At 53.9% G+C, this 25,159-nt stretch carries 24 protein-coding genes and 1 pseudogene; 17 read left to right on the top strand and 8 right to left on the bottom strand.

Going from position 1 to position 25,159, the window contains the following annotated elements; genetic code table 11:
• Nucleotides 1–697 precede the first annotated feature (697 nt).
• The 3 genes from CA54_RS19665 (at nucleotide 698) to CA54_RS19655 (ending at nucleotide 4,494) form a co-directional block, all read left to right on the top strand.
• A complete protein-coding gene (locus CA54_RS19665; RefSeq protein WP_146372705.1) occupies nucleotides 698–2,284 on the top strand; it encodes a glycosyl hydrolase in 1,587 nt (528 codons plus the stop codon).
• Nucleotides 2,285–2,387: 103 nt separating this feature from the next.
• Entirely contained in the window at nucleotides 2,388–2,612 is a 225-nt protein-coding gene (locus CA54_RS19660; protein WP_146372704.1) for a hypothetical protein, read from the top strand.
• 1,021 nt (nucleotides 2,613–3,633) lie between these two features.
• Complete coding sequence (locus tag CA54_RS19655; RefSeq protein ID WP_146372703.1) at nucleotides 3,634–4,494, top strand: transposase; 861 nt, start codon at nucleotides 3,634–3,636, stop codon at nucleotides 4,492–4,494.
• A gap of 129 nt (nucleotides 4,495–4,623) precedes the next feature.
• Here CA54_RS19655 and CA54_RS19650 read toward each other — a convergent pair whose 3' ends face one another.
• Nucleotides 4,624–4,779, bottom strand: coding sequence for a transporter (locus tag CA54_RS19650; protein ID WP_146373401.1), 156 nt, complete (start codon nucleotides 4,777–4,779; stop codon nucleotides 4,624–4,626).
• Between the two features lie 591 nt (nucleotides 4,780–5,370).
• Here CA54_RS19650 and CA54_RS19645 point away from each other — a divergent pair.
• From CA54_RS19645 to CA54_RS19630, 4 genes are all read left to right on the top strand, one after another.
• Nucleotides 5,371–7,767, top strand: coding sequence for a sulfatase-like hydrolase/transferase (locus CA54_RS19645; protein ID WP_146372702.1), 2,397 nt, complete (start codon nucleotides 5,371–5,373; stop codon nucleotides 7,765–7,767).
• Between the two features lie 80 nt (nucleotides 7,768–7,847).
• Complete coding sequence (locus tag CA54_RS19640; protein ID WP_146372701.1) at nucleotides 7,848–10,262, top strand: arylsulfatase; 2,415 nt, start codon at nucleotides 7,848–7,850, stop codon at nucleotides 10,260–10,262.
• A gap of 391 nt (nucleotides 10,263–10,653) precedes the next feature.
• Nucleotides 10,654–10,938 carry a rhomboid family intramembrane serine protease gene (locus CA54_RS30220; protein WP_390816935.1) on the top strand — a complete coding sequence of 95 codons (285 nt, stop codon included), beginning with the start codon at nucleotides 10,654–10,656 and terminating at the stop codon, nucleotides 10,936–10,938.
• Between the two features lie 51 nt (nucleotides 10,939–10,989).
• Nucleotides 10,990–11,895: a PP2C family protein-serine/threonine phosphatase gene (locus CA54_RS19630; protein ID WP_146372699.1), complete on the top strand. Its 906-nt coding sequence runs from the start codon at nucleotides 10,990–10,992 to the stop codon at nucleotides 11,893–11,895.
• A 343-nt stretch (nucleotides 11,896–12,238) separates the two neighbouring features.
• On the opposite strand, the gene CA54_RS19625 is transcribed toward CA54_RS19630, so the two are convergent.
• Nucleotides 12,239–13,423 (bottom strand): hypothetical protein, encoded by a 1,185-nt coding sequence (locus CA54_RS19625; RefSeq protein ID WP_146372698.1) that lies wholly within the window; start codon nucleotides 13,421–13,423, stop codon nucleotides 12,239–12,241.
• A 1,158-nt stretch (nucleotides 13,424–14,581) separates the two neighbouring features.
• Here CA54_RS19625 and CA54_RS19620 point away from each other — a divergent pair.
• The 3 genes from CA54_RS19620 (at nucleotide 14,582) to CA54_RS19610 (ending at nucleotide 17,753) form a co-directional block, all read left to right on the top strand.
• The gene (locus CA54_RS19620) at nucleotides 14,582–15,316 is read left to right on the top strand and encodes a Crp/Fnr family transcriptional regulator (protein ID WP_146372697.1); all 735 of its coding nucleotides are present in this window, start codon (nucleotides 14,582–14,584) and stop codon (nucleotides 15,314–15,316) included.
• A 97-nt stretch (nucleotides 15,317–15,413) separates the two neighbouring features.
• A complete protein-coding gene (locus CA54_RS19615; RefSeq protein ID WP_146372696.1) occupies nucleotides 15,414–16,511 on the top strand; it encodes a DUF3179 domain-containing protein in 1,098 nt (365 codons plus the stop codon).
• Between the two features lie 93 nt (nucleotides 16,512–16,604).
• Nucleotides 16,605–17,753, top strand: coding sequence for a DUF3179 domain-containing (seleno)protein (locus CA54_RS19610; protein ID WP_146372695.1), 1,149 nt, complete (start codon nucleotides 16,605–16,607; stop codon nucleotides 17,751–17,753).
• Nucleotides 17,754–18,177: 424 nt separating this feature from the next.
• Here the strand turns inward: CA54_RS19610 and CA54_RS30025 are convergent, their stop codons facing one another.
• Complete coding sequence (locus tag CA54_RS30025; protein ID WP_261343742.1) at nucleotides 18,178–18,306, bottom strand: hypothetical protein; 129 nt, start codon at nucleotides 18,304–18,306, stop codon at nucleotides 18,178–18,180.
• Between the two features lie 153 nt (nucleotides 18,307–18,459).
• Nucleotides 18,460–19,005, bottom strand: coding sequence for a metallophosphoesterase family protein (locus tag CA54_RS19605; RefSeq protein ID WP_390817256.1), 546 nt, complete (start codon nucleotides 19,003–19,005; stop codon nucleotides 18,460–18,462).
• A 206-nt stretch (nucleotides 19,006–19,211) separates the two neighbouring features.
• Here CA54_RS19605 and CA54_RS30215 point away from each other — a divergent pair, with 206 nt between their 5' ends.
• Nucleotides 19,212–19,388 carry an H-X9-DG-CTERM domain-containing protein gene (locus tag CA54_RS30215; RefSeq protein ID WP_390816930.1) on the top strand — a complete coding sequence of 59 codons (177 nt, stop codon included), beginning with the start codon at nucleotides 19,212–19,214 and terminating at the stop codon, nucleotides 19,386–19,388.
• Nucleotides 19,389–19,395: 7 nt separating this feature from the next.
• Here the strand turns inward: CA54_RS30215 and CA54_RS30210 are convergent.
• Nucleotides 19,396–19,689 (bottom strand): annotated as a pseudogene (locus CA54_RS30210) (HTTM domain-containing protein); the annotation flags it as partial.
• Nucleotides 19,690–21,090: 1,401 nt separating this feature from the next.
• Between CA54_RS30210 and CA54_RS19590 the strand changes: the two are divergent.
• Nucleotides 21,091–22,047: an NAD-dependent epimerase/dehydratase family protein gene (locus CA54_RS19590; protein ID WP_146372692.1), complete on the top strand. Its 957-nt coding sequence runs from the start codon at nucleotides 21,091–21,093 to the stop codon at nucleotides 22,045–22,047.
• A complete protein-coding gene (locus CA54_RS19585; protein WP_146372691.1) occupies nucleotides 22,047–22,490 on the top strand; it encodes a lipocalin-like domain-containing protein in 444 nt (147 codons plus the stop codon). The genes CA54_RS19590 and CA54_RS19585 overlap by 1 nt, the downstream gene beginning before the upstream one ends.
• A gap of 296 nt (nucleotides 22,491–22,786) precedes the next feature.
• Here CA54_RS19585 and CA54_RS30205 read toward each other — a convergent pair whose 3' ends face one another.
• Genes CA54_RS30205 through CA54_RS19575 form a run of 3 tightly spaced genes read right to left on the bottom strand, consistent with a single transcriptional unit; the run spans nucleotide 22,787 to nucleotide 23,606 of the window.
• Entirely contained in the window at nucleotides 22,787–22,984 is a 198-nt protein-coding gene (locus CA54_RS30205) for an NrdR family transcriptional regulator (RefSeq protein WP_390816927.1), read from the bottom strand.
• Nucleotides 22,985–23,016: 32 nt separating this feature from the next.
• Nucleotides 23,017–23,391 (bottom strand): DUF1937 family protein, encoded by a 375-nt coding sequence (locus CA54_RS19580; protein ID WP_146372690.1) that lies wholly within the window; start codon nucleotides 23,389–23,391, stop codon nucleotides 23,017–23,019.
• The gene (locus tag CA54_RS19575; protein ID WP_261343751.1) at nucleotides 23,388–23,606 is read right to left on the bottom strand and encodes a site-specific DNA-methyltransferase; all 219 of its coding nucleotides are present in this window, start codon (nucleotides 23,604–23,606) and stop codon (nucleotides 23,388–23,390) included. Before CA54_RS19575 ends, CA54_RS19580 begins: the two co-directional genes overlap by 4 nt.
• Before the next feature lie 161 nt (nucleotides 23,607–23,767).
• Here CA54_RS19575 and CA54_RS29505 point away from each other — a divergent pair, with 161 nt between their 5' ends.
• The 4 genes from CA54_RS29505 to CA54_RS19560 all read left to right on the top strand — a co-directional run bounded on the left by CA54_RS29505 (nucleotide 23,768) and on the right by CA54_RS19560 (nucleotide 25,143).
• Nucleotides 23,768–23,911, top strand: coding sequence for a hypothetical protein (locus CA54_RS29505; protein WP_197532632.1), 144 nt, complete (start codon nucleotides 23,768–23,770; stop codon nucleotides 23,909–23,911).
• A 178-nt stretch (nucleotides 23,912–24,089) separates the two neighbouring features.
• The gene (locus CA54_RS19570; protein WP_146372688.1) at nucleotides 24,090–24,290 is read left to right on the top strand and encodes a hypothetical protein; all 201 of its coding nucleotides are present in this window, start codon (nucleotides 24,090–24,092) and stop codon (nucleotides 24,288–24,290) included.
• A 329-nt stretch (nucleotides 24,291–24,619) separates the two neighbouring features.
• Nucleotides 24,620–24,901, top strand: a complete 282-nt coding sequence (locus CA54_RS19565; RefSeq protein WP_146372687.1) for a hypothetical protein — start codon at nucleotides 24,620–24,622, stop codon at nucleotides 24,899–24,901.
• On the top strand, nucleotides 24,898–25,143 hold the full coding sequence (locus CA54_RS19560) for a hypothetical protein (protein WP_146372686.1): 246 nt from the start codon (nucleotides 24,898–24,900) through the stop codon (nucleotides 25,141–25,143). The genes CA54_RS19565 and CA54_RS19560 overlap by 4 nt, the downstream gene beginning before the upstream one ends.
• Nucleotides 25,144–25,159 lie beyond the last annotated feature (16 nt).

Below are 25,159 nucleotides of genomic sequence, written 5' to 3'. Positions count from 1 at the left end.
TGATGTTTTTTTGGTTCGACTACTGTCGCCCCTTCTCTGCTAACTCTACTCAAAATCTCCGTTCGTCTCCCTCATCGAAAATATCATTTGTCGATTCTGAATCCGCTATGCCGAGCGAGGACAAGCACGCGATTTGTTAGCCGTCGAGCAATGGTACAAAATCGGACATTCCGAGGATCAATTCAACGCCAACAGCCGGCTTCCCCGCTCTAGCCACCACAGTCGCCCCACGTTTGCTACGTCGGAGCGTTTTGTCGTTTGCGGGTAGCGTACATTCACGTCTCGCCATTTGGCCAGGTGGGCTAACGTCGTCGGTCAAGCATTCAAGTCTGGTGTGCACACTATCCATTATCTCCCCCCACGGACAGTTCGTCTATTTGTGTGCGAGCCGACCAAAACTGTCGGGACATGATCGGGACGACTTGATATCTCATGCCTTGCTACTTATCTCTTTGGTGCTCATTCACCTAAAAATTCTATGGGCCTTGACCATGGAAGCTAAAGCACAGCTATTCGAGCCACAAAGCGAGGTTGGGAGTGGGCCGACCATCGTTTATGATGCTAGGCCGGGAAAAGCTTTCCAATAACTCATCTCCGCCTGTTGATTTGCCCAACAGTAATCATGTCTCGGGTGACAACTGGGTTGGCAGGAAACGCTAGTCGTTCCGTTTCCGCATTTTCAGAAACCAGCTTTATCGTGTATACCGAAACCGAAGGCAGCCGGAAGGCGATTGGTGACGTTGACGTCCTCTATCACGACGGTTTGTATCACCTGTTCCACTTGGTGCTGCCGAATCATGATTTTATCGCCCACGCCGTCAGCACCGATGCCATCAATTGGCGGCGCGTGAACAATGCGTTGTTCATCGGAGACCCCGGATCGTGGGACGACCTCATGCTGTGGACGATGGCGGTCTCGCCCAATCCGCACCAACCGGGCCAGTGGCGTATGTTCTACACGGGCCTTTCGCGTCGGGAGCAGGGGAATATACAGCGAATCGGGTTGGCTGTCAGCGAAGACCTTTACCATTGGCACAAGGCGCCTGTGAACTGGCGCGACGAACGGGGACCGAACGACCCGCCCGCGGTGCTCCGTGCCCGAGAGATCGCTCGACAGCAGCCAACAAGTTGTCGTCATGCGGTGTTTGATGCGGAAAGTGATTTTCCACTAGAAGCTCCGCAGGAATTCTATGAATCATCACTGAACGAGGGGCGGCATTGGATCAGCTTCCGTGATCCTTTCTATTACCACGAAGGCGACCGAGGCTGGCTATTGATGGCTGCGCGCACCAAGGAGGGCCCGGTCGTCCGGCGCGGCTGTGTGGGAGTCATGGAGGAAACCGCACCTGGCAAGTTCGCCGCTCGACCTTGTTTGCATCACCCTGGACTTTACGACGATATCGAAGTCCCCAATCTCATTCGTATCGAAAATGAATATTATCTGATCGGCAGCCTGCGAGAAGACGCCAAGATTCGCTACTGGCACACAAATCAAATACGCCAGCCCTGGCGCAGCTACTACGACAATGTCCTGCTCGCACAAGGAAACTACGCGGCACGGGTTTGCCGTGATGATCGGGGTTGGCTGTTGTGGAACTTTTATTCGCTAGATGACTCGAACCGCACCTCACGCAATCTGATGCCGCCCCCAAAACGACTGTATCGAACGGAAGAGGGCATGCTCCGAGCAACAACTTTTGAGGGTCTCAACAAATGGCTGGGCGAGCGGATCGACACGCGCTGTGTGCACCCGCTTGGGCGCGGCCACGGTCGGCAGACTTGCTCGATCGACGGTAATAACCTCGAACTTGCGTGCGAAACCGGGTTTCAAGCCTATGTGTTCGATGGTTCCATCGAGTCGGCAAAAATGAGTGCAAAAATCGACCTCTGCGGACTGGGCAAGTGCGGCCTTGTGTTCCGTGTCGACCCTGAGACCCAGGATGGTTACTACTTGTCGCTCGACCTGCTCAAGGGGATGGCTCAATTGCGCGCGTGGCATACCGGTCAACCAGCCAGCGGCGAAAAAATGATGCAATTCCGCACCTTACAGGGAGGGAATTGGTACAGTGACACGCCCGGTCAAGCAGAGATTAGTCTCGTGGCATTTGGTCATTATTTGGAGTTATCCGTCGACGGCCGAGTGGTTTTGACACTTGCCGATTCGACGTTCACGGAAGGTCTTTTCGGCGTTTACCTCGAGTCGGCCCGCATGCGTTTGTACGACGTCGATCTCCGGAAAATGCGCGGGCCTGAACAGTCGGCTCACCATTTGGTGACAGGTTGAGGCAAAAGCCAAAACCAGTTCGGACAGGTGCTCAAAGAGAACGCAAACGCAGCTATTCGTGCACCGTTGTCTGTCGTTTGTCAAAGTCGTAGAGCATTTCCGAATGAGCGTCCGACGGCTGGCTGACGTGTTTTTGAGCGACGAAAACGACGTAAATCTTGGGGCAAGATCTGCTGCCGCCGAACGCTTGCACCAAATCGCCGGATCGGGTGAACGTTCAGTTGCTTCGTTGCTGGTCGATGCAATCGCCGAAACGCTCGGCATTGATGCGGTTGAACGGTTAGCTGAGGCGATAGAACGGCGTCCTTTCTGCAAGCAAACGCTATAGACGATTTGCCCGGTTGTCGCTGTACATTGGTCGGAAGAGATGTCACAGAAAACTGGTAAACACAGTATCCCGGAGAATTGCGAAGGGGAGACCAGAGGGTAGCCGAAACACGCTGTTCACTGACACGTTCGACACAATAGACGAACCGGCTGGCGGACTCGCTGGAAATACATCCCGCCAGGACGCACAGCCGGGCCAATTCGACCCACACAGCCTCGATTCTCTTTTGGAATGGGCGAATACCCGTCGTCTACTTCTAGGGCTGCCTTTGCTCGGCATTCCTGACCAGGCCTATACAGAGCAGTCAGCACCAAACCTGCCGGTTTCGGGCTACAATCCCCTGACCGGAGAATTCGAGGACGCCCCATGACCGAGACACCGGTCCAGGACACGCAGACCGCTGCGACATCGCCGGCAGGACCAATTCCCAGGCAAGCACCCATTCCAACACACATAGCAGGACACACTGTGAACACCGAAGAACAAGACACGCTCGACCAGCGAATGGGCGAAGAGGACATGGGGAACGTCACACCAAGCCCAAGGTCAGGCTATCTGCCGACGGAACCTCCTGCCCGCGCGAGGAACAGCTGGAAATCACAGTAAAACTGAGGTGTGGAGGCACGAACGAATGGCTATCGAAGAGGTTGAGAGGCTGCTGGACGAGATGAGCGAGGAGGTGGGATGATCCTCAGAACCTCGATCGGCGATCCGACAGGAAATCGATTCAGACCGGTGGGGGGGCATGATGAGCCTCAATTAGCATGTCCCTCCAACGCGGATGCGCCAAATGGTGTCAAGATGTGCAATTCTGCTGTTGCCGTGTTAGGTTTTGGGTGCGTTTATGGGGGTGTCGCTGGAAGCGGGCCCGTCCCACGGGCTGGGCGAAGGGAAGGTCGCAAACCAGTCCGAGCTCGCGCGACTGCTAAACGTCACACAGTCGCGGATGACGCAGGTCATGAATTGCCTTGTTGAAAACATCCCTTGAAATATTGGCTGCGTCGCGCTAAGTGTACTTCCTATGAGCAAGCCCCTTCAAACGAACGTGCTGTTGGAAGTTGCTTCTCTGTCGATGCGGCTGGCCACGGAATTCGTCCAACCTTATTCGCACCCCAAGAGCCCGCAAAAATTCACACAGTCACAGTTGTTGACGATCCTGATTCTCAAGGCGTATTTGAAAACAACTTATCGCGGCGTTATTGAAATTCTTGACACGTCAGACCAATTGAAGGATCGTTTGGACCTCAAACGCTTGCCACATTACTCGACGCTAAAGTACTTCGCCGATCGCTCGCACGTCCTGGAAATTGCTGACGAAATGTTGGCGGAGATTGTGAAGGAGTTCGCCGACGATGCGGACGAGGCGTCGATCGATTCGACCGGTTTGGAAACATCGTCAGCGAGTGCGCACTTCCGTGCGCGAAGCGGAAAAACGCGGAAGAAATATGTGAAACTCTCGGTCTGTATCGTAGCCGGCTCGATGTTGCCGGCCGGTTTGGTGGTCAGCTGGGGACCGCACAACGATAAGCGAGAAGCTCCTGAATTGTTATCCAAGGTGCGGCACGTCACTCAGCCCAAGCGGCTGTTCGCCGATGCGGGTTATGATGCGGAGTGGATCCATATGTATTGTCGTGAAGACTGGGATGTGAAGAGTTGGATTCCACCAGCGGTGCGTCGTGCGGACGGTAGCGTCGGCGGTGAGTATCGGCAACAGATGACGAAACGGCGGCTGAAGAAAAACGGTTACGGCCGGCGCTGGTTGGTGGAATCGTTCATGAGTGGCTTGAAACAGACACTGGGTTCGGCACTGGCGGCCCGCTCCGAGAGCAGCCTATTCACCGAAGCCGGCCTCAAAGTTCTGGCCTACGCCCTGCGGCGTTAGCAACCAGTGGGGGGCAATGCGCCAGTTTTCAACAAGGCAGTTCCGAATGTCTTGAATCTTAAGTGGCTTCGCGACACCCGTTGGACGATCGGTGGTTCATGATCCGATCGCATCTTGATCCAGAGATGATCAGAATCGCACACCAACGCCAACATTGGTGAAGAAATTAGCGGCGTCTTGGTTAAGGCCCCAGCCGGTTCGGACGCGAATTTCGAACTCTGTTGATATCAAGTAGTGGATGCCGGGGCTAAAGTATTGCGGGTTTCCCTCATTGGAATTTGTCAGCGATAACTTTACAGGGGCTTTGAGCGAAGCTTCGGCTGCATCTCGATTTCATGCTACTTCGGTTTGCACAGAAACTCGCCGCAATTCACTTTACTAACTCCAGTTGTTGCGACTGTTGAAATCCTTCTTGGCGACAGTTCTCGACGTTTGAATGGTAACATCAGAAATGATCGATGCATCCGAGTCGAGTTTGTAATCCGCCGTCTCGCCATGGCAAGCGAACCGCCAAGTAATAAAACGACCTTTCAACAGCGGGGCAGATTATTTCGACGTGATTCACCTTGCCGTTCGTCAAAGAAAATCTTGACTTTGCGAGACGAGCTTGGTATCGAATCATGAATACACACATCAAATGGCGTCACGAATCGCGTCACGTTCGCCAGAATTCTGGTCAATGCGCATTTCTTGTTTTAGCATGTATGGTTCATGCGAGCTGTCGCGCAGTCCACGTTGCCCTTCAATAAGCAACGAATTCCGTTTTGGCGCAGCGACTCGTGGTGCTGCGATCATGTGACCGTTGGAATGGTCGCATTAACACATCTTGCCATATTATGGATATTCAGTGCATCTAAGTACCATGGAGATTACATCATGTCGTGGGCAATCAGATTCGCCACAGCGTTGGCAGGTATCGCGGTTCTAGCAGCGCCGGTCCCTGCGCAGAGCATTCTCCCGCACCCAGAACAACCGTTCCGCGGCAAGATTGGACTTCGCCCCTCGGACTCCAAGAAAGACTTTCCCGAAGGCGTTAAGGCACCCAAGGGTGCACCAAACATTCTGTTGATCCTGACCGATGACGTCGGCTTTGGAGCTAGCAGCACGTTTGGCGGCCCGATTCCGACACCAACATTTGACCGTGTGGCAAATAATGGTCTGCGTTTCAACCGATTCCACACCACGGCGCTCTGTTCGCCCACGCGGGCTGCCTTGCTCACCGGTCGAAACCACCACAGCGTGGCGACCGCCTGCATTATGGAAGCAGGTGTTGGCTATCCGGGTTACAACACGCTGGTGCCTCAATCCAAACGCGGAGTCGGTGATATCCTAAAACTGAATGGTTACAACACCTCCTGGTTTGGAAAGAACCACAATGTGCCGGATTGGCAGAGCAGCCAAGCTGGCCCGTTTGATCTTTGGCCGGTGGGCCTCGGGTTCGAGTACTTCTACGGATTCGTTGGCGGTGACACCAGTCAGTGGGCGCCGGCGATCGTCGAAAACACGAAGCCAATCGAGCCACCCGAGGATGAAGCAGACTACAGCTTTGACCGTGACATGGCGAACCACTGCATCGATTGGATTCGTATGCAGAAGGCGGTCGCGCCGAACAAACCGTTCCTGGCCTATTACGCCCCTGGGACAGCACATGCTCCGCACCATGCGCCCAAAGAGTGGATCGCCAAGTTCAAAGGCAAGTTTGACCATGGCTGGGACAAACAACGCGAGATGACCCTGGCGAAGCAAAAGGAAATGGGAATTGTCCCTGCTGACACGAAGCTGACCAATCGCGTTCCGGGCATCGAGGACTGGGACTCCCTCAATGCGGATCAAAAGAAGGTGTTCGCCCGCATGATGGAAGTTTATTGTGCCGCCCTGGCGCACTGTGACCACCAGACAGGCCGCGTCGTCGATGCTGTCGAAGAGCTGGGCGAACTCGATAACACGCTGGTCATTTACATTATGGGAGACAACGGCGCGTCGGCCGAGGGAAGCGCACAGGGATTGCTGAATGAGATGACGTTCTTCAACAACATCAAGGAACCGTTTGAGCAAGTGCTTGCCAAAATCGACGACCTGGGTGGCCCGATGACGTTCAACCACTATCCAATCGGTTGGGCACATGCGATGGACACGCCGTTCCAATGGACCAAGCAAGTGGCTTCACACTTTGGCGGCACGCGCAATGCTCTGGCGATTTCGTGGCCCAAGGGCATTAAGGCACGTGGCGAACTTCGCACGCAGTTCCACCACGTCATCGATATCATGCCCACGATCCTCGATGCTGCGGGCTTGGAGCAGCCTGTCAGCGTCTACGGCGTCGACCAGGCGCCCGTGGAAGGCGTAAGCATGAGGTATGCCTTCGATGACGCCAAAGCACCTTCGAAACGCTCTACGCAGTATTTTGAGATGTTTGCCAACCGCGCCATCTACAACGACGGCTGGGTGGCCACCACCACTCCCACCACGCCGCCCTGGGTTTCCATCGCGGAGGCTACCGACCCGATCGACGGCTACAAGTGGGAACTCTACAACGTCGACAAGGACTTTTCCCAGTCGAACAACCTCGCCGACTCCGAGCCGGATAGGTTGCGCGAACTGCAGCGTCTGTTCTATATCGAAGCGGTCAAGTACGACGTGCTGCCGCTGGATAACAGCAAGGTCGAGCGTCTCGATGTGAGCAACCGGCCGAGCAATATCCGGGGACTCAGCGAATTTACCTACTACGACGGAATGGTCCGCATCCCTGAGGGATCCGCACCGGACCTGAAGAACAAATCGTTCGGCATTAGCGCGGTCATCGAAGTTCCCGAGGATGGAGCGGAGGGGGTATTGATGACGCAGGGAGGCCGCTTTGCCGGAGTCGGTCTGTACCTTCTCGAAGGGCGTCCCGTATTCCATTACAACCTCTGTGGCGTCGAACGCTATACGGTCGCCGGCAAGGACAAGCTCAAGCCGGGCAAGCATGTCGTCACGCTGGACTTCAACTATGATGGCGGCGTCGGTGAAGGCGGAGAGGCGACACTCAGCGTCGATGGGAAGAAAGTGGACAGCAAGAAGTTGCCGCGCACCATCGCTTTCCGCATGTCGCTTGACGAGACTTTGGACATCGGTGAAGACACGGGCACGCCCATCAGCGAAGACTATGAAGTCCCGTTTAAATTCACGGGTGAACTCAAAAAGGTCACCATCAATATTACCGAGCACAAACTCGACAAGGAGCAGTTACAAAAATACCGCGAAGGCCGGCTAAAGGCAGCATTGGCGCAATAGCAAACTGAGTTTTCGGATGCACGGCGGCCTCCTACCGAGGTCGCCGTGATCTCGCATTACTTCACGAGGAGATCATGTAGATGAGACTCAAACTATTGTTCACGTTGGTCATGCTGGTGGCCACAAGCACCTTAGGTTGGTGGACCGTTTCTGGCGGATTCGCTGATACTCCATCGCAAGACAAAAAAACTGCCGCACCGTCCGGTAAGGCGTTCCCGGTCAAGGTCGATCGAGATCACTATCCGGCACCGGAATATCGCTACCCAAACGTAAAAATCGGGCTGACCGCCGCAGAATCGAAGCCGGATTTCCCACCCCCAAAGGCGGCACCCGAGGGAGCGCCCAACATCCTACTCGTCCTTATCGACGATGTTGGCTTTGGCTGCTCAAGCGCCTTCGGCGGGATGATTGAGATGCCGACCGCGGAGCGACTGGCAAAAAACGGCTTAAAGTATAATGCGTTTCACACCACGGCCCTGTGTAGCCCGACGCGAGCAGCATTAATTACCGGGCGGAATCACCACACATGCGCCACCGGCGTGATCCAAGAAATGGCAACCGGATACCCCGGCTACTCGGGCATATTACCAAAGAGCTGTGGGACGGTTGCGTCGATTCTGAAAGAGAACGGCTATGCCACTGGCTGGTGGGGAAAAAACCACAACGTCCCGGACAACGAAACCAGCCAAGCCGGCCCATTTGACCTCTGGCCGACAAGTCAAGGATTTGACCACTTCTATGGCTTTATCGGCGGGGAGACGGATCAATTCTATCCCGCCCTAATTCGCGGGACGACTCCTGTGCAGCCACCCAAGACGCCCGAGGAAGGTTATCATTTGACGACCGACCTGGCCGACGACTGCATCGCCTGGATGCGTCAACAGAAGGTGATCGCACCGGATAAGCCGTTGTTCGCTTACTTTTCCACCGGCGCGACTCATGCGCCGCATCAACCGCCTCGCTCATGGCGCGGCAGGCACAAGGGGATGTTTGATGACGGTTGGGATGCCTACCGCGCAGCCGTTCATAAGCAGCAACTCGAAATGGGAGTCATCCCGCCGGGAACCAAACTTACATCACGTCCCAAGGAAATTCCCGGCTGGGCGGACCACCCCGATGATGCCAAGAAGCTATTCGCTCGTCAGATGGAGAACTTTGCGGACTTCCTCCAACACACGGACTATGAAGTCGGACGGCTGGTCGATGCTCTTGAGGAGATGGATGAACTTGATAATACGTTGGTGATCTACATCATCGGTGATAATGGTTGCAGTGGAGAAGGAACGCTGGATGGGATTCTCAATGAACTGATGAGCCTCAACGGCATTCAACCCAAGATTGAGGACATGCTCCCGCGTATCGATGACATCGGCAAACCGGGCACATCACCGCATTTTGCCGTTGGCTGGGCCTGGGCCGGAGATACTCCGTTCCAATGGACCAAACAGGTTGCCAGCCACTTTGGTGGAACCCGCAACCCCGTCATCATGAGCTGGCCGAACGCCATCAAGGAGAAAGGCGGCTTGCGCGGCCAATTCCATCATGCAATCGACATCGTTCCCACCCTCCTGGAGGTCGCAGGGATCAAGGAGCCGGCCAGCCTGGACGGCGTGCCACAAAAGCCAATCGAAGGTGTGAGCATGGCATATACCTTCGACAAAGCGAATGCGAATGCACCTAGCACGCGGAAGACACAGTACTTCGAGATGTTCTGTAACCGCGGAATCTACAGCAACGGCTGGTATGCCTGTGCCCGCCACGGCCGATTACCATGGAACAACGCCGGATCGGCGCCGCTCGATGAGGACACATGGGAACTCTATCATATCGATGAGGACTTCTCACAAGCCAATGATCTGGCTGCCAAGCACCCGGACAAACTCAAAGAACTACAAATGCTGTTCGTGGCCGAGGCAACTCGGTACAACGTGTTACCTCTCGACGATCGATTCGCGGAGCGTTTGGATATTTCCCTGCGTCCGAGTAGCTTCTCAGGCCGCAAACAAGTGACACTGTATCCGGGAATTATAAGACTGCCGGAGGGGAGCGGCCCCAAGACCGTGAGCATTAGCCACAGCGTGACCGTCAGCACTGAAATCCCCAAGGACGGAGCCGAAGGCGTGCTGATGTGCGTCGGCGGCGATACGTCGGGCTGGGCTTTCACCGTTGAGGGCGGCAAGCTCACGTATCACTACAATTGGTTTGACACCGAGCGGGCGAAGATCGAATCCACCAAGCCGCTCGCCACCGGAAAAGTCGATTTGAAGTTCGACTTCGTTTCGGAGGGCGTCGGGAAGGCGGCGACCGTCACCTTGTACGCCAACGGCGAGAAGGTTGGCGAGGGAAAGATCCCCAATCAGGTGCCGTTCCGGTTTGGGGTCGAGTCGCTGGACGTGGGCATGGATACGCTCTCGCCGGTGAGCAAAACCTATGAGAAAAAACTGCCTTTTGCCTTCACTGGGAAAATTGAGAAAGCCGTGTTAGACATTAATTAATCAGGCCGAAACGACCCATTCGCGGGTTGAGAGATGGATGCTCAGCCCGCTAATTTGCAGGGTTCTTGATGGATCGCACACTCAATCGAGTCCATCCGCGAATTATGGTATCCGCGGTTTTGGCCCATGAGAGTAAGCAGGCAGAACATGCCGACCAATCGTTGCTCTCCGGAGCGGATTTGTTCGTGGTGACTTGAAGCGGAGGTTTGGTCGGATGAGTCCGCGGGCCTGCGATAAGATCGGAGTGCAAGGGCAGTCGTACTGAGGCTGGCGGTACATATGGTGGATTGTGAACCGACCAGGCAAAGTATGCGAAGCAATTGGAACGAGAAAACGCTGACGCCAGTCGCGGTGCGGCGGGAGTGATAACCGACATCATGCCGGAGTTCACTTGTTGCTTAAATCTCGCCGGCAGGTTACCGTCATGATGGTTCAAATCGTCGCAGTTGGTTTGTGGTTACTCTTTCAAATCGTGAGCAGCCTGGGTGGAACTGAGACAGGAGTCGCTTACGGTGCTCACATCGGCGGCTTTCTCGCTGGCGTCGTGCTCGCCAAGCCGTTTTTTCGGTCGCAATCGCAATCATTCGGTGGCGTGGAGACACTATCGCCGCATTCACATTTCTTAACTAGATTGGTAATGCGGTGGACAGTGGGTTTCAATGGAAACAACGTGTGACGTGCTGCCGATGAAAATTGCCTTTCAATAGAGTTAGAATTGGACCAGCTAATGTCGGATGACTTGCCCCCTCCCGATACAGAGTTTTATGCGCAGCCCGGCGATTTTGCGTCTCGGTTTTTCGTAGATCCGAAAACGGCTGTGAGGGTGCGTTTCGGTTCAGCCAGCGACACGGGATTGGTCCGTGAGAATAATGAGGATCACTTTGCTGTGCTTCACAGGTATCGCTCACAGAATATGCTCTCGACGAATCTGCCGCGTGAAAAGTTTTCCGCAATCCGGGATGAGGCCTTTGCCTTCGTCGTAACGGATGGTCTAGGAGGAGCTGCGGCCGGGGAAATGGCAAGTCGCGTTGTGATGGAAGAGGCCTGGGAATTATCTGCCCAGGCAAGCAGCTGGGTCATGCAGTTCCACAACTTGTCCTCGCAGCAACTTAGAGAACGGCTGGAATCGTATGCATTAAGAATGCAACAGAAACTCGTGCAGATCTCTGAACGGTACCCGAATACGAAGGGCATGGGGACGACTTGGACAACAGCATATATCATGGGATGGGATGCGGTCATTGCCCATATCGGTGATTCGCGGGCTTATATTTTCCGTGATGGAAAGTTAAAGCAGTTGACTCGTGATCATACACTCGCGCAGGCGATGAAAGATTCAGGAATGACTCCAGGTGTCGCTGATCGGTTCCACCATCTTCTTACGAATGTTCTCGACAGCATAGGTGGTGAGACAATCCTGGATGTCGAACATGTCTCGCTTCAACATGGCGATCGACTTCTTTTGTGTACTGACGGCCTCTCCGACATGGTCCCGGAAAACAAGATCGTCGAAATCATGGGCAGCGTCGATGAGCCGAGAGCAGCCTGCAGAGCCTTAATCGCCAAGGCGTTGGAAAACGGAGGCAAGGACAATGTTACGGTCGTTCTCGGGAAGTTTACCGACATCGAATGATGGGCGGCTTTTTGGACCTTGGCAATGATGACTGAATCATTTTTGACGTCACTCTCATCCTGCGATCACATTCGGCAACCCACTCAAACCTGACAGTGACGCGCGAGACGGGAGCGAATAAATCCCGACGTGGTTTCCGGCATATCCTTGCAGAACACGCTATAATGTGGGTTCACCATCGGTCGCTGTTTTTCCCGACCGCAGGTGGGTAAGCTTTCCAACAAAAAATGGGACGGGCGCACTCGTGTCGCGCCCGTCCCACTTGGTAGCAAGCAAGGAATTCATTGACCCGTGTCAGTTAGCAACGGCTTTCATGTCGAAATCCTCGTCGGCATCATGAGATTTAGTTGCAAACTGGAACTTGGCACGTGATCGTTTTGGGGACCATCTTGCAGACTTGTACTTCGATTTCTTTTTCGACCGTGTGCGGCACACAGACCGAGTAGGTCTCCACTCGTTCCTCAGGCACGCATTTGCAAGTTGTCACTTGGTACTCTTGCGTCACTTGACGCGGAACACAAACGGTGTAGTTGACGGTTTTTGTCTTTTGCTCTTGAACCGTTTCGCAAACCTTGACGGTGCACGTTCGCGTTTCCTGACGGCAGAGCTGCACCTGATATTCGTAGCTCTGTTGTTCCGGAACATACTCGCAGACCTTGACGGTACAACTCCGCGTCTCTGGTTTGCAAACAGTGACTTGATATTCGTAGGGTTGTTCTTCGGAGACGTACTCGCAGACCTTGACGGTACAACTCCGCGTCTCCGGTTTGCAGAGGTTCACCTCGTACTCGTATGGTTCTTCGGAACATTGTTTTTCATAGACCGTATACTCTTCTTGCTTCTCTACAATGTTCGGCACCCAGCATTTTTGTTTGCAGCAGTTGACTTCGCGTTCTTCCCACTGCCCCTCGTCGACACAAACGGTACGGGTCTTGGTGACCGGCACGCATTTCCACACCGTGCGCGTGCCCTGCCGTTTTTCTGTGTACGGAACATTGACCGTATAGGTTTTTTCGACGTCCTTATACACCGGCTTGCACACGGTTCTCGTTGCATTCCGTGTCTCGGTGTGCGGGACGTTGACAGTATAGGTCTTTTCGACGTCCTTCCAAACTGGCTTTTGCACCGTACGCGTGGCCGTCCGAGTTTCACAATAGGGTACGTTGACGGTATATGTCTTCTCCAAGTCCTTCCAGACTGGTTTACAGACCATGTAGTTCACGTCCTTCGAACGTGTCTCACGATCGTAAACCGTGTATTCACGAGTATGCGTCGTAGTCTCGGGCACCTGCTTATAGACGGTGAACTTGCGTTCTCGTTGTTCCGTCCGATTCTCGGTACATTGCACCGTCCGCTTTTCCGTAGCCCACTCAGGGACCATTATCGTCCGCTCGACGGTCTTGCATTGAGGTTGGCAACTGGGAGCACAGTCCGCCGCAGGTTGCCCACGCTCCTCAGCGAGCGCCAAAATTGGCGACAGGCTAAGAATTACGACTAGTGATCTACCGATAAGCTTCGCGTTCGTCATTGTTGCACCTCATTCAAATCAGGCTTGGCGTTGGTGAAAAGCGCTTGTCCCTATATCCAGCGTGGACAGGCTGCCCTAGTGTAGTCAAGCTTAAAAACTTTTTTGGAGGGAAATGATTTATTTTCAACCCCAATTGTTCCGGTTGGAAACCAAGGTATCGCCAAAACTCGCCTCAATCTCCTCTGCCAGCCGTCGTTTGCTCACTCACTGCACGATCATCCCTGATGATCACGGCGCGGTCATGCACCAACCGCTGAAGCATGCGCAACACACCACCCAATTTCCTGTCCCCTACCCCTACGGCCCATCAATTAGAATCAATTTGTGCGGCCCATCCGGCTCCCAGTCATACCAACCATCCGCACCACGGCCGACCAACTGCACTGTAGCTCCGGCATCCTACGCCACATCGGCGTTGTCCCCAATCGCTGTATGTTTTCGTCATCCCTTGAGAAAGATGAACTTCTGCTTCCCGGAACTTGGTAATAATCTGTTCCGATGGATGACGCTTGCTCGGCATGATTGCCTCCTTCTTCTGGAACCAAAAACCTGAATCCTTTATCAGGCTCTAGTCTCGGTTAAACGGGCCAGGTCACGCCCTTGTTCGGAAAACCAGACGGAATGAAATCAATTCAGTCCATAGTTGCGATCACCTCCGACATCTATTTTTGCACGGTTTTCTCGCGAACCTCCTTTTGGTGCTCGACTTCCGTCCATCACCTCTTTGGGACCGCGAGGGTGACTGTGAATTTGCGACGGAACTTACAGTCATTTTAAGAATACTTTGCAATTCGAAATCAGCATTTGAGGAAATTCCGCATTCGTCGTACGGTTCATGCTGTATCCGATTTCACAGAACTCCAGCATTTGCAATTATTAACATACCGTGTGTTCCATGAAGACGTCCTACTTCCATTATTCCAAAGTTGCTGAAATTCTCGTGCCTAATCAATTCGCAAACTGACGCATGTATTTCTTTTTTACTTAAGAACAGGACGAACCGGAGCGTCACCTCTCCACTCGAGATATCCAGACATACGTTCCCAAGGATGGCCTCCTCGTATCCCGACCTATGGCGGGGGGAGGGACACACAATCATTCGGCACACAATCGTTCCCATTCATCTAGGACACTGTGGAAGGAAGGAATACCGCGGCAATGGACCAGATAACGCGAGGCTTGCGGAATTGTGAAACGCTGAAAGCGCTCACACGCGCACAGCGCCTGCAGCTTGCTGAGAATAGCAGGATACAAGTGATTCCCCACAAAACGCTTGTCTACCGGGCAACTGACCAATCGCAGCACGTCTATTTACTTGTCAGTGGGCAAGTTCGTGTTGCTCATGTCAACGACGGCGGAAAACAGTCCATTCTGATGCTTGTCATGCCGGGGCGATTGTTCGGTGAAATGGCAATTTGTCATACCGGGCCGCGTGAAGAGAGCTGTGAAGTGATCCAAGATTCAACGGTCGTTAGCATTCCTGTCACTGCGCTTCGTGGTGTAATGCAAGAAAACGGCAATCTCTCGATTGATATAATTACGCTTTTTGGCGCCCGTCGACGACGCATCGAAGGCCGCCTGAAATCTGTATTGTTCCAGAAACATCGGCAGCGACTGATGCAACTACTGTTAGAGCTTGCCGAGGATTATGGAACTCCCCAGGGGAACGGAATTCGAATTGCGATGGGGTTGTCATACCAGGAACTGGGAAGCCTTATTGGAGCTTCACGAGAGACGATTAAGAGCATTCTTGGTGAGTTGCGAAACGAACGTTTGCTGAGTATTGACCGTAGCGAAATTGTCATTACTCACCCCGCTTTTTTCTGTGCCGAACGATTGAGTGATGCGGGAAATGATTTCTGCAGTCCAACGCATCGCCTTCAGCAGAGATAGCCGGTGAAGGACGGTTAGTCGCCCATTGAGTGTCAAAGCGTCTTTGGAAGCTGGATACGAAATCTAATCGTGCCAAAACAGCGCGGAGGGGCTACTCATGACGAATGATCAACAGGAACGCATTGAGAGAAGTGACGGGCGTGATGGAGAAGGTCGAGTTGGCAAACAACCTCGTGCGGTCGTGGCACGGCGAATGTGGGGCGTAGTTGAGATTTTGCTTTTCGCTTTGATAGTCGCGGTGGCTTGGCAAATCTATTCGTCTATCGCAGTGTGGAACGATGATCCTAAACGGAATACAGCATTTCTAATCAATGGCAACGAACAAGCACGCAATAGTCGGATCGCGAACATTCCGTTTGACTTGTCTCACGTCACCGTGCCGGCGAACGAAATTCGTGACGGCGGCCCCGGCAAGGATGGAATCCCCGCATTGAGCGACCCAAATTTCTTAGAGGCCGCGGATGCTTACTATCTGCAAGGGGAGGATCGGGTCATCGGTTTTGTCAGCGGCGATGAGGCCCGCGCTTACCCGCTAAAAATCCTCATGTATCACGAAATCGTCAACGACCGTATCGGCGACGTTCCGCTAGCCGTCACGTACTGTCCGCTGTGCGACTCCGCCATGGTATTTGATCGGCGCACGCCGCTCGGTGAACGCGCGTTCGGCGTTTCAGGTTTGCTTTATAACAGCAATGTGCTGATGTACGACCGATCCGACATGGCGGAAAGCCTGTGGTCTCAGTTGCAAACAAAAGGCATTTCCGGTCCGGCGTCAAAACTCACTCTCAAGACGCTTCCGTTGGAATTGACCACATGGCAAGACTGGCGGTCCCGTCATCCGATGACCAAGGTACTCTCGACGGACGGACGCTATTACGGTCGCGATCCGTATGCAGGGTATTATGACAGGCCGCAGTTGATGTTTCCCGTGCAGCCCATGAGTGACAAATTGCCCACAAAGGCGCGCGTGCTCGGAGTGTGGACGGCGAATACCTCACGGGCCTATCCTGAGTCCATTTTTAGTAAAGAGCGGACTCGCATAGAAGAACAAATCGACGGAAAAAAGATTGTGATTAATTTCGACCCGCAGTCGCGCAGTTTACGCGTGGTGCAGGCTGATGAGGGCGTGCAATGGCTCTACTCGTTGTGGTTTGCCTGGTATGCCTTTCACCCGGAGACGTCGGTCGTCGAATGAAGCAATCCGCGGATCGATGGACGACTGGGATTATATTGGCTGCCAAAGTTCCATCGTGCCATCAGTCGGCAAGCTATTGAAGAAGGAATACCAATGCAATTCAATAATGGCAAACACCCGCGAGTGCCAACAGTGTTTCCGGCAACGTTTCCGATACCAAGAATGCGGGGGATCATAGTCGCGACCCTCTTGGCCATCCTCGCCAGTTCGCCCCTTGGCGTGCTCCAAGAAGCGCGTGCCTACCAGGAAAGCAAAGTTGTGAAGCCGGAAACTGACGCTACTCCCGCAACCGTTTCATCGCACCAACCGCCTGCTCCCAAATCGGAGGAATTCTCCCCGATTCGAGTTTTGCCCAAAATGCGTCCGATTACCGATTTTGCTGTTGTTGATGCGACTGAGGGGTCCGAGACTGTCTTGGATGATGAGATGATCCTGGGCGTCGAGATCAAAGGCGAAACGCGGGCCTATCCGATGAACATGATCAACGGTCCGTTCCGTGAAATTCTAAACGACGAAGTTGGCGGAAAAGCAATCGCCGTCACCTGGTGCTTTCTGTGTCACAATGGCATAGTTTACGCGCGCGAAGTTCATGGGGAAGTGTTAACCTTCTCCGTTTCAGGGCTGCTGTGGAAACGCAATTTGGTGATGGTTGACGAAGAGTCGGACAGTTTGTGGAGTCATATGCTGGGGCGGTCCATGCAGGGCGAATTCCAAGGCACTGTTCTTGAGCGTCTTCCCGTCACAATGACCACATGGAAGATATGGAAGTCACAACATCCCGAAACGACAGTGGGGATTCTGCGACGGACATCCCATCGCTTTCAGGGTGATTTCTACAAGGCTCCCCAGCGATTCGTGATCGGGTTCGATAACAAATCCAAAGCCCGCGCATGGGGGTTTGCCGATTTGATAAAACAACCAGTCCTCAATGAAGAGCTGAATGGCATTCCGGTGCTAGTACTCTTCGATGCGAAGAGCTTTACTGCATCGCTTTATAGCCGTTCGGTCGATGGCCAGACGTTAACGTTTACGCAGAGCGATAAACACTTACGAGATCGTGAAACGGGTCGGATATGGGATCAACTCACTGGTAAGCAGATGGGAACCGACGCCTCTCTCGCTCGATTGAAACGCTTACCAGGAGTGGTTTCGTTTGCGGGTTCATGGAAACGGTTCTATCCCCATTCAACATTCTGGGGGACTCATATTGACTACGGGACCACTGATGCGCCTGAACAGTGACGTCGTAATATGGAGTCGACGCGTTCCAGTATCTAACGAGAGATCGATCTACGCCCATCGATTATTGGCCAAGCGTCAATAACTTCAACTAAAGCCAAATGCTTCTTTTCGTTTCAAGTCACCCTGAAAGGAACCTTCTTCGTAACCATGCTCGTTGAGTCTGATTCCACAACCTGCTGAATGGTAATGGCTTACTGAGTTAGAGTCCCTTTCGGCCGACAAAAGGATAGGAACCCTCTGCGAAAATTGTCAGTAACGAATTACAGCCGGGCCGATTACATTCTGCTCGCGACAGCTGTTGTGCACTGACCCACCTCCAGAAAACAACACGATCGTACTCGATCAGTTCGTCCGCCGAGAATGACTCGGCGGGCTGATTCAGTGGCACGAACGCACTGCTTGAGGTTTTCATTATCGCTACTTTTCACATCCGTGCTCGCAGTGCGCGATTGGCTTGAAAACTCACCAGTTTGAGATCGCGGCCGCTGCTCGCTACCATGATTTCCCCCGACAGCCCTGCCAAACAATTTTTCGCCGAACTGAATTTCGTCATTCGACTTTTGCCCGTCATAGTTTTTGGACCGTGCGATCGATTCGAAATCGGGCCGGTGCAATTGTTCCCTATTCAAAACGCATGTATCCGCGAACAGCTACGTCGTTCATAAGAGATTGCGACCGGCGTAAGCTTGGCTTTCGGATCGTAGTGTCATGGCTTTTTCTTAATTTCCGGGCGGCGGTACTCAGGCGTATCGGGAACGCGTTCGATCAACTCGTTGACCTCACCATCGCGTTTGCGTAGCGTGAAAGCGTCATACAAAGCTCCGGTTGCTGTGCGAGCATCATAGCGCAACTCATCGCCATCGACGGTAATGATCTGATACAGTTGCGTATCTTCCGCCCGTCGCACGAAGGGGAATTCGTTGCGGCCATATTGTTTGGGGCCACTAACCGAAACGACATAGAGCGTTCCCGCCTTCTCGCTTTGGACGGTGACGCCGGTCGGCAGATTGTGTTCGTGGCCCATCAAACCGGTGCGGCCGTAGCTATGGTCGTGGCCTTGCAGGACGATATCGACGCCGTATTTGTCGTACAGCGGCTGCCAAACGTCGCGGATTTCTGGGTTTTGTGCGCAGCTGGACGGGTAAATCGGATGGTGGTGCGTCACGACCGTCCATTTGTTGGGATTGTCCTTGAGAACTTCTTCCAGCCAGGGCGTTTGCACGTCAATTTGCTCATTGGTGTTGAGGCAAATGAAACGGGTTCCCTGAAAATCGAACCAATAGGCCGATTCCGAAAGGCTATCGGGTCCGTTGGTGGGGAATTCAAACAGGATGGGCCAATGCTACGATCTGTATCGGCGAGGGCAATACGGAGGCCGCACGCTTAACTCCCCATGCTACCGACGGGAACGCCAGGGACTTCCCAGTTTGCATCGGCACGAACGACCAACATCAGAATGTGATCAAGGAAACGCGTCCCACCAAGACACCCAACCCCACAGGTTGCGATGACTGTTTCGCCAGCCAGCACACCGGTGGAGTGTTCTTCCTCTTCGCCGATGGTTCGGTAAATCGGGGTGCTGCTCCCAATCGAGTAACGGCACCTCCCACGCCTGTTCACGGAGCGGCTCGGTGAGCGGTACGATGATCTCCTTTTGGTGGAACAGCGTGCGGGGGACTTGGGCGAGATCAATCGTCGGGGCGACCAACGGCTGCGGTTTGCGGCCGTTGAGCGCCGCGAGCGCTAGTACGCGAATCTCGATCTCTTCATTCCCCTGTTTCAATAATTCGCCGTGCAGGAAATGTACGAAGTCGAGGATCATATCGGGGTCCTTTCCCAGTCGTCGAATCTGCCGTTCGGTGACGTAAGGGCGGATGTCGAGACTTCCCGAATTGCCCGTCTTGGGATTGGTCGCATAGAACCGCAAACCGACCAGTTTCTCGCGATAGTATTTGGAGACATGCTATAGCATGATGCCGCAAAATAGAATCCGAAAGAAAACAATCGACGCGATATCCACCGGAGCGAATAAAAATCCGCAACGTACCCCACCACCATATTGCGACGACGCATCATGCCTCTTCAAAATTTTCTCAGACTGGGCTTCACTCATTCCGAAAACCTTCAACCAAACTTAACACAGCCATCAGGACACTACGCATTGCCATTTGTACGAACCATGATTAATCAATAGTATACCGCTTTCGAAGAAACCACATCCAGCCATTTCAACCGCAGGTCGATTCGTTTTTCGAATTCACTGGTCGACTGTGATCGCCGTATTCGTCTCATCATGTCATTGCAGCATTTCGTGGAAACGTTCTCGTTCACCGGACTGTAAGTCTAGTTGGCGTAAAGCACGTTTTTGTGATCAATAATCGCCGCGCCGTTTAAGAATTCATAGACTTCAGTGGTCGCGCGCTGGGTCTGCAGTTCCGCACGAAGGAACTTTTTTCCAAATCGCCGGGAATCGATGGCTCTGTCCGCGACATGATCGATTTGGCCTTGTTAGTCACGGGCACGTCGCACGCGGTGGCTGGCAAAAAACTGGAAAGCAACATGAAAGTGACGAGTACTGGGCAACTTGATTTTTTTGCATGCGTCCACCTATTTGACCTTACCCCGATGTTTGTACCACGCTCAGTGAGAGAATCGGGGTTCAATAGTGCGGCTGTGTTCTGGAGGGCGTAGCGTGGCGAAGCCCGGAAGAACGCAACCGGCCGCAAACGCGGCGGGGGCCTGATACTCCAATGCACTATGCGGTCAACCAATAGCCCCTTTCTCGGCCCGGGCCGCCACACACGCCCCACGTTCGCCACGTCGGGGTGTTTTCTCGTGGGTGGTAGGATTCGTTAACGTTCCGCCTTTTGGCTAGGTGGGCAAACGTCGTCGCCCTGTTCGCACGGCAAAAGGCATCACACCGAATCGCCCAATGCTTAGGCGATGGAATGTCTACCCGGACGCCAGGTATATCTGTCCAATGGGACAGCGGCGAAGCACTTGATCCGGGTATTCATTCTGGAAGCGGGCGTGCCTGCGCCTCGAAAGTCGGCGAGTCTCAAAACCTTGCAGGCAACGTTTTTGACAATACAGTCCTAATCAAACGCGTCCTAAGAAATAGAACAGTCTGCCGTCGAGTTCTTGGGATTCTGCGAACGACGGTTTCTGGCGGCGGTCCTGGACACCAACGCGCGGTGTTGAGTCTGATGCGCCGCTGGAATTTGTCCCGGCACTCGACCACTCTCTGCGCAAAACTGAATCTGTACATTGTCATTGATTTTCGGGGCTCGCTATTAAAGACTATACCGAAAACCAAACTGGAACGGCGAGATATGCTATGGAAGCATTAATTACGGGCGGTACGGGCCTTATCGGGGCTGAGGTCGTTCGAACTTTGGCAAAGCGCGGTGCGTCGAAACTAACGGTTTTCGACATCAATGACTCGACACAACGGCTAGACGAGCTTGCGACCAGCGTGACGATTCAACAGGGTGATTTGGGAGAATCTAGGCAGGTATTGGACGTTGTGCGGAAATCTCAACCTGACGTGATTTATCATCTCGGCGGAATGCTGTCGCTACCGTCTGATAATAATCCACAGGCTGCGTTTTTGGCCAATGCGGTGGGAACGTACAATGTTCTCGAAGCGGCGCGGATTCACGGCGTTTCAAAAGTGATTTTTAGCAGCACTATCGGGACATACTGCCAAGATCTCGATGATCGCCCGATCGACGACCTGACCCTGCAGCGGCCGATGCTGTTTTACGGCGCCTGTAAAGTGTTCGGCGAACATATGGGGATGTTCTACCGGCGCAAATACGGAATCGACTTTCGCGGCGTACGTTTTCCGTCGATTGTGGGCCCTGGCGTCCGCACTCCTGGTTCAGTTCAGTACACCTCGCACATGATCGAGGAATCTGCTAACGGAAGGCATTTTACTATCTGGGTGCGTCCAGAGATGCGCGTTACGCTCCTGTATGTCAAAGACGCGGCGCGCGCAATAGTCGAACTTGCCGAAGCTCCAGTGGAGCAGATTCAGATGGTCAACTACGTCCTTGCCGGCCCAAGCCCTTCGGCGCAGGAACTAGCAGATCTTGTCGAACGAAAAATCCCCGGTGCCCGAATCGACTTCGAGATCGACCAGGAGATTCAAGCCCGACTCGACAAGTCCATCCATCCGATCGACGATAGGTTTGCCCGCGACGAATGGGGCTGGCAACCCACATACGATTTGGAAGCATTAGTGGACGACTTTCTCACTGAACTATCACAACACCCGCAAAGGTACGCCTAATGTCTACCGGCCAATCGCAAGTTTCGGAACAGTTCGTTGGAGCCTGGTCGCTGATCTCGTGGACCGCTACATTGCCGGACGGGACGATTCGACATCCTTACGGCGAGCAGCCGCTCGGCCGGATCATGTACTCACCCAACGGAAAGATGGTTGCCTGCCTGATGCGGCGCCATCGAATACGATGCGCATCAGACAACCGCCACGAAGCCACATCAGCGGAACGCGACGCAGCCTACCGCGATTACGTTTCTTATTTTGGGGCGTTTAGCGTTGATGCGACGAACAGTACAGTAACACATCACGTCGAAGGCGCGACTTTCCCAAACTGGATCGGGACAGATTTAGTGCGAGAGTTTTGTTTCGCGGACCAAGAACTCACACTCAGCCTGTTGGGCCCGGACGGCTCCGCACACGCACTGAAGTGGGAACGACTTTCGGAGTAGCTCAGGGAATCGAAAGAAGTGATGGCAACGGTTAGGCAAGCGAGCGTGGACACCAACTGGTAAACGGACGGTTTTCAGGAAAAATGGTGCGACGATCTTGGCAACTGAACTTCGAGGCCATCGGTACGGACAAGCGTATCATTTTCGCCTTGGACCGCCGAGGGGATGCCCAGAAATCGTTGAGTAGTTTATCGGATGTGCCATCCTCGCAACCACCTGAAAGCCAACACCTTTCACCGACAAATCTCGTAAACAATGATCCCAAATACTCATCGAGCAGAGTAGGCGTATGGCATTCAACCTGATGCGTCACCGACCGCCAGTTCCCAAGTCGTTATCCGCTCGCCACATTTGCGGCAATCCCGTCGCCGCAACAATTTTCCACCCTTCGCGGCCCGCGTGTTAATCACTCTGAACCGCTGGTGACCGCATGCCCGGCATTGCAAACCGCGCTGTTGACTATTTACCACGTTGTTCTCGGATCCCTCTCTCATCCTGCTCGTATTCCGTCGCTAGGTGTGCGAATCTAGCTAGTCCATTTGTTCACCCCGATTCTGCCCTCGCTCACATGGGTTAGAGCCCCGGAATCGAGGTACCGCACGGGCTTGTTCAGTTCCTTTACGATCTCGATTTCCGCCGCAACACCCACACTCTCCCGCCAACCATCGATTGAGAGCACAACGACCTGATCGCACTGTTCCAAGAACCGTCGGGCGTGGGCTTCCCAAAACGACCAATCCGTCGGTACGCCGTACAGTGAAATCACGTGCCCGTGCGCTACCGGCGAAAATACCACTTCGCCGGCGCGAATCAATCGTGCCGCCATCCCACCGGCCGCACGGAATCGTCGCTCGCGGACGATGGCGTCCGGATGCGAATAGGGAGATGCCAAATAGATCACGGCTTCACCTCCTCGGTGGCCGAAACCCGTTCCGCCTTCTGGCCTGTAAACTGTTCCCGGCGTCCGACGATCACTTCACAATACAGCGGATCGAGTTCCATCAGAAACGCCTTCCGCTCCGTCTGCTCACAAGCAATGAGAGTCGAACTGCTTCCGCCGAACAGGTCGAGCACATTCTCACCCGTCCACTTTCCGATCTTTAGAAACCGTACAATTATCTGGTTTACCGCAAATCGAGCAGGGGTCGCGATGCGATACGCGCATCCAGTTGTCGGCGGGACTTACCTCGTCGCACATGCCTGGATTTCCTTCGCCAACAATCCACACTGGACCTGAGTCCGACTCGGGCGGTGTGCGCCCGTTATCGACGCAGTGGTTGTCAGACGAATGGATTGCCGAAGCCCGTCGCTTCTTGTCGAAAGCCTATGGGCGTGTGGTCAGCCAGGACGAAGCCGTGGAAATTCTGATGAGCTTCCGACGCCTGACGGAAGTGTTTTTGAGCGGCGAAGAAGAGACGTAATCATGAATGTGGTGATTTGGATGCGGGTCTCTTCCCGCGCACAAAAAGAGGGGTACGCGATCGACGCCCAATTGCGAGTGACGCGAGAGAAGACAGAGCGTTTGGGTTGGAATGTCGTCCGGGAATTTGAACTCGACGAATCGGCCAAGAGGGGGCGGAGCAAAAGATCTTCAGTGAGATGCTGCGGTGGCTGGCCAAGAATGCCGAGCGAGAGAAGATCAAGGCAATCCTCTGTCACAAATTCGACCGCGCCTGCCACAACTTGCGCGATGCGGTTTGTTTGAACCGGGTTGTGAGTGACGTAAACCTAGTCATAGAAAAGAAAAAGCCCTTCGACGCACTCGTCAAAGGGCTGATTTCTAAGAAGAAGTCGGGGTGACAGGATTTGAACCTGCGACCTCTGCGTCCCGAACGAAATGGCACGGCGACGAAACCCCCGTAAATCATGGAGCAAAATCTGCTGCCGTCGAACGCTTGCACCAATGCTTGCACCAAATCGCCGAATCGGGTGAACGTTCAGTTGCTTCGTTGCTGGTCGATGCAATCGCCGAAACGCTCGGCATTGATGCGGTTGAACGGTTAGCCGAGGCGATAGAACGGCGTCCTTTCTGCAAGCATACGCTATAGATCATTTGCCCGGTTGTCGCTGTACATTGGTCGGATGAGATGTCACAGAAAACCGGTAAACACAGTATCTGGGAGAACTCGATGGCTAGACCAGAGGGTAGCCGGAACACGTTGATCGCTATCACGTACGACACGATTGGCGAAATGGCCGGTGGCATCGTTGGAGACACGGCCCGCCAGTACACACAGCGGGGCCAATTCGACCCACGCAGCCTCGATTCTCTGTTGAAATGGGTCAACGCTCGCCGGACCGCGAAAGGACTGCCGTTGATCGGCATTCCTGACCAGGCCTATACAGAGCAGTCAGCACCAAACCTGCCGGATTCGGGCTACAATCCCCTCACTGGAGAATTCGAGCCATGACCAAAACACCTGACCAGGACGCCAAGCAAGAGATGGGGGACATCCCCTCAGACCGAGCGGACGAGTATTTGGCCGGCGACGATGCCTCGCGTGCGAGGGAGCTGGTGAATTCGGTCTCCAATCGCCTCATGCGTGAGAAACGCTGGTTCGGGGTCAACGGGATCGAGAAGGAGCGGAATGAGATGATGCGTCTCGCCCGCCGCGGACCGAAGAAGATGGACAAGGCCGAAGCACAGCTCTGAAAATACGGCGAACTGG

Source organism: Symmachiella macrocystis (assembly GCF_007860075.1).
Classification (GTDB): Bacteria; Planctomycetota; Planctomycetia; order Planctomycetales; family Planctomycetaceae; genus Symmachiella; species Symmachiella macrocystis.
This window is presented reverse-complemented; position numbering and strand designations above follow the sequence as displayed.

Excerpts from the sequence above, each read along its gene's own strand:
- CA54_RS19660 (WP_146372704.1), top strand. The coding sequence starts at position 2,388 with ATGAGCGTCCGACGGCTGGCTGACGTGTTTTTGAGCGACGAAAACGAC.
- CA54_RS19655 (WP_146372703.1), top strand. The coding sequence starts at position 3,634 with ATGAGCAAGCCCCTTCAAACGAACGTGCTGTTGGAAGTTGCTTCTCTG.
- CA54_RS19645 (WP_146372702.1), top strand. The coding sequence starts at position 5,371 with ATGTCGTGGGCAATCAGATTCGCCACAGCGTTGGCAGGTATCGCGGTT.
- CA54_RS19640 (WP_146372701.1), top strand. The coding sequence starts at position 7,848 with ATGAGACTCAAACTATTGTTCACGTTGGTCATGCTGGTGGCCACAAGC.
- CA54_RS19630 (WP_146372699.1), top strand. The coding sequence starts at position 10,990 with ATGTCGGATGACTTGCCCCCTCCCGATACAGAGTTTTATGCGCAGCCC.
- CA54_RS19625 (WP_146372698.1), bottom strand. The coding sequence starts at position 13,423 with ATGACGAACGCGAAGCTTATCGGTAGATCACTAGTCGTAATTCTTAGC.
- CA54_RS19620 (WP_146372697.1), top strand. The coding sequence starts at position 14,582 with ATGGACCAGATAACGCGAGGCTTGCGGAATTGTGAAACGCTGAAAGCG.
- CA54_RS19615 (WP_146372696.1), top strand. The coding sequence starts at position 15,414 with ATGACGAATGATCAACAGGAACGCATTGAGAGAAGTGACGGGCGTGAT.
- CA54_RS19610 (WP_146372695.1), top strand. The coding sequence starts at position 16,605 with ATGCAATTCAATAATGGCAAACACCCGCGAGTGCCAACAGTGTTTCCG.
- CA54_RS30025 (WP_261343742.1), bottom strand. The coding sequence starts at position 18,306 with ATGACGAAATTCAGTTCGGCGAAAAATTGTTTGGCAGGGCTGTCGGGG.
- CA54_RS19590 (WP_146372692.1), top strand. The coding sequence starts at position 21,091 with ATGGAAGCATTAATTACGGGCGGTACGGGCCTTATCGGGGCTGAGGTC.
- CA54_RS19585 (WP_146372691.1), top strand. The coding sequence starts at position 22,047 with ATGTCTACCGGCCAATCGCAAGTTTCGGAACAGTTCGTTGGAGCCTGG.
- CA54_RS30205 (WP_390816927.1), bottom strand. The coding sequence starts at position 22,984 with ATGAGAGAGGGATCCGAGAACAACGTGGTAAATAGTCAACAGCGCGGT.
- CA54_RS19570 (WP_146372688.1), top strand. The coding sequence starts at position 24,090 with ATGCTGCGGTGGCTGGCCAAGAATGCCGAGCGAGAGAAGATCAAGGCA.
- CA54_RS19565 (WP_146372687.1), top strand. The coding sequence starts at position 24,620 with ATGGCTAGACCAGAGGGTAGCCGGAACACGTTGATCGCTATCACGTAC.
- CA54_RS19560 (WP_146372686.1), top strand. The coding sequence starts at position 24,898 with ATGACCAAAACACCTGACCAGGACGCCAAGCAAGAGATGGGGGACATC.